Consider the following 9,593-nt stretch of genomic DNA (forward strand, 5'->3'; position numbering starts at 1 on the left):
TACTATGATAAGATTAATCCGTTAGGTCAGGTGGCCTAACTTAAATAAAAAAGTCTCCGACAAACCCGGTACGGTTCACTATTCCACTACCCAAGCTGATCAAGGTACTTCTATTCACAGTCAAGGCACGGTTGAGTTAAAGGCAAATCAAATTGCTGGCAAAGCTGTCGATCTTGCAAGTAAACAAGGTGATATTGTACTGAATGCACAGCACGGTATAAAACTTGAGAATGGCGAGGATTTGAAAGCAACTGATGTCGCTATGTCTGCTAAATCAGGAGGCATATTGGCACGGAGTACAGAGCGCAATGACATTTCGAAATCTAGTCAGTCAATTGCGAACCAAATCAATGCAGGTGGAAATATTGTACTCAATACTGAGCAAGGTGATATCACAGCAGCACATTTGAAAGCTGACGCTAGTGAAACAATTCAAATCCAAGCTAAAAATGGTGACGTGACTTTAAACTCTGCACTAAATGAAACAAGCCAAAGCAGTACATCTTCAAATACAAACTTCGCAACCTATAAAAACAGTCAAACAGGTTATATCGACCAAGAAGTTGCGCAAACGCAACTCATCGCTGGCAAAAATGTCGATATCAATGCAGGCAAAAATATTGAACTGCAAGCCAATGATGTAAATGCTGGGCAAAGCATCTATGTGGGTAATACATTGATGCAGCGCCAAGCCGATGGCACATTAAAAGCAGCAGATGGCTCATTGATGCCTGAAAATGTGACACTTAGTACCTTAGAAACCCATGACCAACAATGGGATGAACAGCAAAAAGGCTACCGTGGAATTGCGAAGGAGCTCATAAAAACAGGGCTTTGTTGCATAAATATGTAAGCATCTGATTTAAATAAATTTAATTTTGGATCAAAAAATAATCAAAACTTTTAAAATCATATAGTTATGAAATCTTTGTGCAACAAAGCCTTACAAACTCTACAATTTGCATATAGTGGAAGCTAATCACTACAAGCTCCAAGATACAATATCTATTATTTATAAAATCCTCACTCTAAGTAAAAAACTAATAGCTAATCCCAAATTTTTTTAATCTTGAAATTAAGGTCGTCGGATTAATTCCAAGCAATTGAGCAGCACCATCCTCACCAAATATTTTTCCTTCACAATGCTTGACAGCACGTTTTAGGTTTTCAATTTCTAATTGTTTAAGATCATCAAGTGTAAGAATATCTGGGGTCCTATGCTTAGCGATTACATTAGTTTCCTTTGTCTGAGAAACAGGCTGATCCTGTTCCAATAAATACTGGAATGACACAGCACCATGACGAGCAGTAATCATGGCACGTTCCAATACATTCTGTAATTCACGGATATTGCCGGGCCAGTTATAACGTTGCAATTCTTGGATATGTTTCTGGCTAAAAGAAAGGTAGGGTACTTTACGCTGTTCACAGATCAGCTTGCTAAAATGGCTGACCAGAAGAGGAATGTCTTCTTTACGTTCACGTAGTGCAGGCGAGAAAATTGGAAATACATTCAGGCGAAAATAGAGATCCTCACGAAAATGCTTTTGTTTGACTTCTTCTTTAAGATTGCGATTGGTCGCGGCAATAATCCGCACATTCACTTTGCGAGTCCGCTCCTCACCAACTCGTTCAAAGGTACCTTCCTGCAATACACGAAGTAACTTACTTTGTAGTTCTAGTGGAAGTTCACCAATTTCATCCAGGAATAATGTTCCTTGATCTGCTAGTTCAAAGCGTCCTGCACGATCACGAACCGCTCCAGTAAATGCGCCTTTGACATGGCCAAAAAATTCACTTTCAAATAGCTCGGCTGGAATAGCGGCACAGTTCACCCGAATTAAGGGTTGCTGCTTACGGTGGCTGGACTGATGAATCGCACGGGCAATCAATTCCTTACCTGTACCTGACTCGCCATAAACCATTACGTTTGCATCTGTTTGAGCAACAACCTTGATCTTTTCAATAATTTCTCGGATAGAGCTGCTATTCCCGACAATCTCATGATACTGGTTGTCCTGCAGGATTTCTTCCTGCAAATATTCATTTTGTTGTTCTAGGCGGCTTTTAAGGTTTTGCAGTTCATTTAAGGCCTGGGTAAGTTTGGCTTCAGTATTTAATCGTTCGGAAATGTCGCGGAATACCACCACTGCACCAATAATCTTACTATCACGGATCACAGGCGTACTGGTAAATTCAACTGGGAAATAACTACCATCTACCCGCCAAAATATTTCTTGAATACCCTCATGTACCACACCATCATGTACCGCAGCATAAATTGGGCATTGCTCAACAGGATAATGACGACCATCTTCATGGGTATGGTGGTGAATCTGATGAATATTCTTGCCAATAACATCTTCGGGTTTCAGCCCAAGCATTCTGGCACCGACTGGATTAATAAAGGTGCATAACCCTTGATGATTAATACTATAAATTCCATCGCCAACAGCACTAAGTAGCAAATGTTTACCAGTGTCTGAATCAATAAACAGTTCTTGTAGTGCTTGCCATTCCATTAAGCCAGAACGTATGGCTTTGTCTGCATTTTTATTAAATTGGCGTAGCTCTAGATCTTTGACATCAACAAGCGACCAGATCATATAGTCATGTTGTTGATAGGGCAAATGGGTCGCTTGTACATCCAGCTGGATTTTCTCTCCGTTCCAGTCAAAGGCATAAATTTCATTATTCCAGGCCTGACCTTTATTCAGCGTTTCCTCGGTAAAAGCAATCAGATAGGGTAGTTGGGTAAAGTGACCAAAAATTGAAGTGACCGATTTATTCAGTAATTCATGGCGTTCGTAACGTAGCATACGGGCCGCCGCAATATTGAAATCAATAAAACGATTCTCTTTCGGATCAATCACCATTAATGCCTGCGCGGCATGCTCAAAAGTTAAAGGTCTTAAAGAATCTTCAGAATTTGCCCAACCAGAAATAAAGTCAGCTGCCATGATATGAAATTTCGTAGATATAGCTATGAAAAATCATAGTAATACGAAATTTCATAATTGTAAAAAGTTTTTATCTGAACACCATTAAACAGAGAAAAACATGATTATCAAATAAAAACAATGATTTAAAAAATACATTATAGCAATTTTCTTAACTTGGCACAGCTTATGCAATAACTAAGACAAACCAATCAAGGTTGTTTAACTCATCTTATCGGAGCGCATTATGCCAAAAGTAGATATCGAACAATATAAAGATGGCGACTTCCTGGTCGACTATGAAGAAAAGGTATTTGAGGATGTCAAAGCACAGCCCGGCGAAAAAGCATTAGTAACATTCCATACAGTGGCTTTTGAAGGTTCGATTGGTTTGGTTAATGTGTTACAGGCTAAACGCTTATTACGTAAAGGCTTCGAAACCAAAATCCTGCTATACGGTCCAGGTGTGCAATTAGGGGTACAACGTGGTTTCCCGACTTTAGGCGCTGAAGCATTTCCAGGACATCTGGCAGTCAATAATCAGATCAAAGCATTCATGGAAGAAGGTGGTGAAGTCTATGCCTGCCGTTTTGCTCTTCAGGCGCTATATGGTCAGACTGAAAAAGCACTCATTCCTGGTATTCGTGCCATCAATCCATTAGATGTGATGGATCTTAAACTGCTCATGCGTCGTGACAATGCATTAATTATCGATACTTGGACAGTGTAATTCAAATCTTGGAAAAATAAGGGAGTAAACCATGAGTAGAATCGTAAAAGCTGCAGCCGTACAGTGTAGTCCAGTTCTTTATAGTCAGGCAGGTACCGTAAAAAAGGTCTGTGACCTGATTACTGAGTTGGGACAGCAAGGTGTGCAATTTGCAGTTTTTCCTGAGACTGTGGTGCCTTATTACCCTTATTTTTCCTTTGTTCAGCCTCCGTTTGCGATGGGTAAAGAGCATCTCAAGCTTTTGCATGAATCTGTAGTTGTACCTTCAGAGGCTACTGACCTAATTGGTGCGGCATGCCGTGCGGCGCAAATGGTGGTTTCAATTGGGGTCAACGAACGTGTGGGGGGCACAATTTATAACGCCCAACTGCTATTTGATACGGATGGCAGCATCATTCAGCATCGTCGCAAAATTACGCCGACCTATCATGAACGTATGGTTTGGGGGCAGGGTGATGGCAGTGGTTTATGTGCGATTGATTCGGCTGTTGGACGAATTGGTTCATTGGCTTGTTGGGAGCATTACAACCCATTGGCACGTTTTGCGCTTATGGCTGATGGCGAACAGATCCATGCGGCTATGTTCCCTGGATCATTGGTCGGACAAGTTTTTGCCGACCAGATATCAGCAACCATTCAGCATCATGCGCTGGAATCAGGTTGTTTTGTGGTGAATGCCACCGCATGGCTGACACCGGAACAGCAACAACAGATTATGCAGGACACCGGCTGTGAAAAAGGTCCAATCTCAGGTGGCTGCTTTACTGCGATTGTTTCACCTGAAGGCAAATTTTTAGCTGCACCTTTAACGGAAGGTGAGGGCTATGTGATTGCTGATTTGGACTTTAGCTTGATCGATAAACGCAAGCGCATGATGGATTCCGTTGGACATTACAGTCGCCCTGAATTACTGAGCCTGTTGATTGATCGTCGCAAAACCCAGGTTTTACATGAATATCCAGAATCTCAATCAACAACACAAGAAAAAATCAGCAACTTTACCGTGCTAACAGAAGAGCAACTGAGTAAAGCGTAGAAGTTAAATTTGAAAATGAATTAAATATCAAGTGTAAGGAGTGTAGCCATGTTAGCAGTTGAATTACTCAGTGACTTGCAATGCAATGGCCTGAAATGGGAAGGTGAGGTTGGTCTGGCCCGTAAAGGTGGAGCTGGGCCAAGCGACCATAAAGCCCTGAGTCTGAATGGACAGACCATGATGATTCCCGTGCTGAATCTTACAGCCCAGAATTCTCCTTATACCGCACAGCAGGACAAAGAATCGGACAACGTAATTATCTTTAAGAACAAGATACCGGTAGCTACGCTAACTGCACCGAAACGTCCAAAGTTTTATGAGCTGAAAACCGCAGATGGTATTACTTATGAACAGATTGCTACCCTGCATAGTCATAATGTTCTGGCAACCACTGTTTTGCAGCACTGTATTCGTATGAATGACAAGTCAACGGCTTGCCAGTTCTGTTCGATTGATCAGTCTTTACAAGATGGCCGGACATTAATCCGCAAACGTCCTGAACAGCTGGCAGAAGTGGCTAAAGCCGCAGTTGAGCTAGATGGGATTACTCAAATGATCCTGACGACTGGAACACCAAACACGCCTGACCGTGGTGCCGAGATTTTATTTGATTCAGTCACTGCCATTCGTGCAGCAGTCGATTTACCGATTCAGGTGCAATGTGAACCACCTGATGATTTTAGCTGGTTTGCAAAGTTAAAAAATGCAGGAGCTGTATCCATCGGGATGCACTTGGAAGCCGTCAGTGATCGGGTACGACACAAGATCATGCCGGGCAAAGCTGAGGTCTCACTGGATAAATATTTTGCTGCTTTTAAGGCTGCAGTCGAGGTATTTGGCCGCGGTCAGGTCAGTACCTATATTCTGGCTGGACTTGGAGATACAAAAGAAGAAATTCTTGAAATGACGGCCCAATTGACTGAAATCGGCGTCTATCCATTTGTCGTTCCATTTGTGCCGATTCATGGCACGCCACTGGAGCATCATTCAAAACCAGAACCAGAGTTTATGCAGGCGCTCTATCCAGAAATCGGTGCACAGCTGAAACAGCATAAATTGAAGTCTGAAGACACCCAGGCGGGATGTGCCAAATGTGGTGCCTGCTCATCACTCAAAGCTTATGAATAGGAGAGATCGCTATGTATTTAGATGATGATCTTTCACAAAACCCATGGTTGCAGGCAGTTAACCAGCAACTCAAGCATTATCTGGCTGATGAATTTATCAGCGCGGATATCGTGATCAAAATTGTCAGCGAAGATTGGGAACGTCGCCAGTATTACCGTCTTCGTGAAGCAACCTTTCGTGATGAACAGCAGATCCTGAAAGAAGACCGGGATGAATACGATTTCAAAGCATTCGGTATTGTAGCCATTGGTCAGATGTTTGGTGAACCGGATCGGGTCATTGGTGCAGTCCGGATTTTCCCTGAAGGTAAACAGACCTGGTGGGGTGGCCGACTCTGTGTTGATCCCTTATATCGTCACCATCGCGCTATTGGCAAAGCCTTAATCAATGCGGCGGTTTCAACTGCAAAAAATCTGGGATGCCAGCGTTTTCTCGCGACGGTACAGCAACAAAATGAAGCGTATTTCCAGAAGCTGCACTGGCATAGCGAGAAAAACATTCAGGTTGCCAATATTCCACATGTGCTGATGCAGGCAGATCTTGCAGATTACCCATTGAGCAATATCAGTCAGGCTTACATGCAGCAGTCCTATACACTGCAGGAGGTATAAATGAATCAGTCAGAACTTGAACGGCTGCTCGGCTACCTCAGACAGATACCAGCGATGCAGGCCAAAATGAATATTGGGAAAGGGATTAAAATCGCCCAGCCAAACATTGAAAAGATAGCAGATCTCTATGTTCTGCCGGGAGATGATACCGCTGCAATTGCAACAGAACATGGCTATATGCTACATGCCTGTGAAGGCATGATTCCCAGCTTCGTCGAATATCATCCCTATTTTGCTGGCTGGTCAGCGGTCATGGCCAATATCAGTGATATTGCAGCGATGGGAGGCCGAGCTACCTCTGTTGTCAACAGCTTCTGGCATCGAAGTGCTGAGCAAGCACAAGCTTTGGTTCAGGGAATGCAGGCGGCTTGTCAGCACTATGGCGTGCCATTGGTGGGTGGACATACCCATATTGATCCCAATTTTCAGCCAGGACTTTCAGTTGCCATTCAGGGTGAGGCAAAACAACTTTTATCAGTCATGCATGTGCAACCACAGCAAAACATATTGTTGGTGCTAAACCTGAAAGGTAAGTTCCATCCAAATACCACTTACTGGAAATGCTTTGAAGGTGTGGATGGTGACCAGTTACAGGCAGAGCTCGAAATCCTTCCGCAACTAGCCGAACAGGGATTGGTTTATGCAGCACGTGATATCAGCAATGCCGGCATTCTTGGCAGCCTATTGATGTTGCTGGAAGCCTCCGGCTGTGGTGCAGTTATTCAGCTTGATCAGATTGCGAAACCGAAAGATGTTGAATGGCAGCACTGGCTACAAATCTTCCCAAGCTATGGCTTCTTACTGACTGCTGACGATGAAGAATGTGAAGAGATTATTGAACTGTTTGCTGCACAGGATCTGCATTGTGCAGTCATTGGACAGGTGAATGCTTCAGGCAAAGTCACTGTTTCTAATCAAGGGTCAAAAGCTGAATTCTGGGATTTTCAACAGCAGCTTTTTACTGGCCTGTGCTATGCAGAACAGATTCAAGATTTTCAAAGATATCAACACAATTTTAGACAACGGGAGCTCAGCTTATGCCAAGCGTAAATTTCACGGTGAAATGGCCAAATGGTCAAAGCAGTAATTTCTATTCACCAAGCACCATTGTTTATGAATATTTTCAGAAAGGTCAGCAATGGGCTGGGCAGGAATTTTTAAACCAGGCTGATCAAGCCCTACATGCTGCTTCAGAACGAGTACGTGCGCGTTATGGTTTTGCCTGTAGTTCAGCGATGGATACGCTCAACCGTATTCAGGAACAGGCAGAGTCATTCTCCTTGAAGCCTGAAGATACGATTGAGATTACTGACATTTATAACATCGACTAGAGGAAATCATCATGTTTCAGTCAACACACTTAAAATCACATTATGATGTCGTTATTGTCGGTGGCGGGCAGGCTGGTCTTTCAGTCAGCCATTATCTTAAACAGGCTAATATCGATCATGTAGTCTTGGAAAAAGAAGACTGTCTAACCCATAGCTGGCGTAAAAAACGTTGGGACAATTTTACTTTGGTCACGCCAAACTGGCAGTGTTTATTGCCTGACCATCCCTACCACGGCAATGAACCGGATGGTTTTATGAAGCGGGATGAAATTGTCGACTATCTGGATGGTTTTATTGAGAAGCTCAATCCACCTGCGGTGCTTAATATTACGGTACAACAGGTGCATAAAATTGCAGAGCAACATTTTGAGATTCAAACCAGCCAAGGTAAAACCACAGCCAATCAGGTGGTGGTGGCAGCCGGTGGTTATCACACGCCAATTTACCCAAAACTCAGCTCTGAATTACCCCAACAGTTCTATACCATTCATTCCGAGCAGTACCTTAATCCTGCGCAACTGCCCGAAGGGAATGTACTGGTTGTCGGGTCTGGTCAGTCAGGCGCACAGATTGCGGAGGATCTACATTTAGCAGGTAAAAAAGTCTATCTGTCTATTGGTGATGCACCACGTTGTGCACGTTTTTATCGTGACAAGGATGTGGTGAAATGGCTGTTCGATATGGGCTATTACGAAACCAATGTTAAGGACCATCGCTATAGTGAAGAAGTACGTAATAGTACCAACCATTATGTAACTGGTCGTGATGGTGGTCGGGATATCGATCTACGTAAATTTGCACTGGAAGGTATGCAATTATTCGGACGTTTTTCTGATTACGAGAATGGTTCACTTAAATTCCAGCCAAATCTGGTACAAAACCTGGATAATGCAGATGCCACTTACAACCGTATTAATGCTTCAATTGATGCCTATATTGAGCAAAATGCGATTGAAACGGCTGAGCCTGCCAGTGTCTATACGCCAGTTTGGCAACCCAAAGCAGAACAAACAGAAGTTAACTTAGCTGAAGAAAATATTACCTCAATCATTTGGTGTATCGGTTTTAGACCGGATTACTCGTGGATTGATCTGGATATATTTGAAGCTAGTGGTTATCCAAAACATGATCGCGGTATCACGATGGATCCAGATGTCAGCTTTATCGGCTTACCATGGTTATATACCTGGGGATCAGGACGTTTCCTAGGTATTGATCAGGATTCTCGATATTTGTCTGAACATCTCATTCAGCGTCATAGAATGTTCAAGGAAAAATATGCAGAGATGATTGCTTAATAGTAGCTGATTATCAATCTTTTAGAATTTTAACCGCATTATTTAATGCGGTTATTTTTAGGAGGGATTACCGGGCGTGAGGCACTCTACAAAGCCCTACGTCAGGATTCAGCGCCATGTTTTGATGCGATTAATCGTGTAGTAAATGCTTTAGGCTTAAAACTATGATCCTAGACAAAATAATGGACAGCACGTCCCTCTAAAGATAACGTAACTTTAATCTTTGGAGATTCAAGAAATGGCTAAACGTTTTAGTCCCGAATTTAAACAGCAAGCGATTGATTATGCACTTTCAAACTCACACGAGTCTGTAGCTGCAATCGCCCAGAAATTAGGTGTGGGTTATTCAACATTAGATAAATGGATTCGTGAAACCAATCCGGCAGGTTCAAGCAAACGTCAACTTTCACCAGAACAACAGCGGATCGTGGAATTAGAGAAAGAAGTCAAACAGCTCAAGGAAGCCAATGACATCTTAAAAAAAGCGCATGTGTACTTTCTAACAGATCATGCCAAGAAA

Annotated in this window: 9 protein-coding genes and 2 pseudogenes; 10 read left to right on the forward strand and 1 reads right to left on the reverse strand. The window is 42.8% G+C overall.

Going from position 1 to position 9,593, the window contains the following annotated elements; translation table 11 throughout:
* Positions 1–286 precede the first annotated feature (286 nt).
* Positions 287–853 carry a hemagglutinin repeat-containing protein gene (locus B4H32_RS02605; RefSeq protein ID WP_004679576.1) on the forward strand — a complete coding sequence of 189 codons (567 nt, stop codon included), beginning with the start codon at positions 287–289 and terminating at the stop codon, positions 851–853.
* A 187-nt stretch (positions 854–1,040) separates the two neighbouring features.
* Here the strand turns inward: B4H32_RS02605 and B4H32_RS02610 are convergent, their stop codons facing one another.
* Entirely contained in the window at positions 1,041–2,960 is a 1,920-nt protein-coding gene (locus tag B4H32_RS02610; RefSeq protein WP_004682282.1) for a sigma 54-interacting transcriptional regulator, read from the reverse strand.
* A gap of 226 nt (positions 2,961–3,186) precedes the next feature.
* Between B4H32_RS02610 and B4H32_RS02615 the strand changes: the two genes are divergently transcribed.
* From B4H32_RS02615 to B4H32_RS02655, 9 genes and pseudogenes are all read left to right on the forward strand, one after another.
* Positions 3,187–3,669: an MSMEG_0572/Sll0783 family nitrogen starvation response protein gene (locus tag B4H32_RS02615; protein WP_004679574.1), complete on the forward strand. Its 483-nt coding sequence runs from the start codon at positions 3,187–3,189 to the stop codon at positions 3,667–3,669.
* A 31-nt stretch (positions 3,670–3,700) separates the two neighbouring features.
* Complete coding sequence (locus B4H32_RS02620) at positions 3,701–4,705, forward strand: Nit6803 family nitrilase (protein ID WP_004679573.1); 1,005 nt, start codon at positions 3,701–3,703, stop codon at positions 4,703–4,705.
* A gap of 48 nt (positions 4,706–4,753) precedes the next feature.
* Positions 4,754–5,833 (forward strand): MSMEG_0568 family radical SAM protein, encoded by a 1,080-nt coding sequence (locus B4H32_RS02625; RefSeq protein WP_004679572.1) that lies wholly within the window; start codon positions 4,754–4,756, stop codon positions 5,831–5,833.
* An 11-nt stretch (positions 5,834–5,844) separates the two neighbouring features.
* Positions 5,845–6,444 carry an MSMEG_0567/Sll0786 family nitrogen starvation N-acetyltransferase gene (locus tag B4H32_RS02630; protein ID WP_004679570.1) on the forward strand — a complete coding sequence of 200 codons (600 nt, stop codon included), beginning with the start codon at positions 5,845–5,847 and terminating at the stop codon, positions 6,442–6,444.
* Positions 6,445–7,494, forward strand: coding sequence for a sll0787 family AIR synthase-like protein (locus B4H32_RS02635; protein WP_004682280.1), 1,050 nt, complete (start codon positions 6,445–6,447; stop codon positions 7,492–7,494).
* Positions 7,482–7,775, forward strand: coding sequence for an MSMEG_0570 family nitrogen starvation response protein (locus tag B4H32_RS02640; RefSeq protein ID WP_004682279.1), 294 nt, complete (start codon positions 7,482–7,484; stop codon positions 7,773–7,775). The genes B4H32_RS02635 and B4H32_RS02640 overlap by 13 nt, the downstream gene beginning before the upstream one ends.
* Before the next feature lie 11 nt (positions 7,776–7,786).
* On the forward strand, positions 7,787–9,073 hold the full coding sequence (locus B4H32_RS02645) for an MSMEG_0569 family flavin-dependent oxidoreductase (protein WP_004679564.1): 1,287 nt from the start codon (positions 7,787–7,789) through the stop codon (positions 9,071–9,073).
* A gap of 72 nt (positions 9,074–9,145) precedes the next feature.
* Positions 9,146–9,241: pseudogene (locus tag B4H32_RS02650) on the forward strand (transcriptional regulator); the annotation flags it as partial.
* Positions 9,242–9,311: 70 nt separating this feature from the next.
* A pseudogene (locus tag B4H32_RS02655) lies at positions 9,312–9,593 on the forward strand (transposase); the annotation flags it as partial.

It is taken from the genome of Acinetobacter sp. UBA2063, assembly GCF_002333245.1.
In the GTDB taxonomy this organism is placed as follows: domain Bacteria; phylum Pseudomonadota; class Gammaproteobacteria; order Pseudomonadales; family Moraxellaceae; genus Acinetobacter; species Acinetobacter parvus.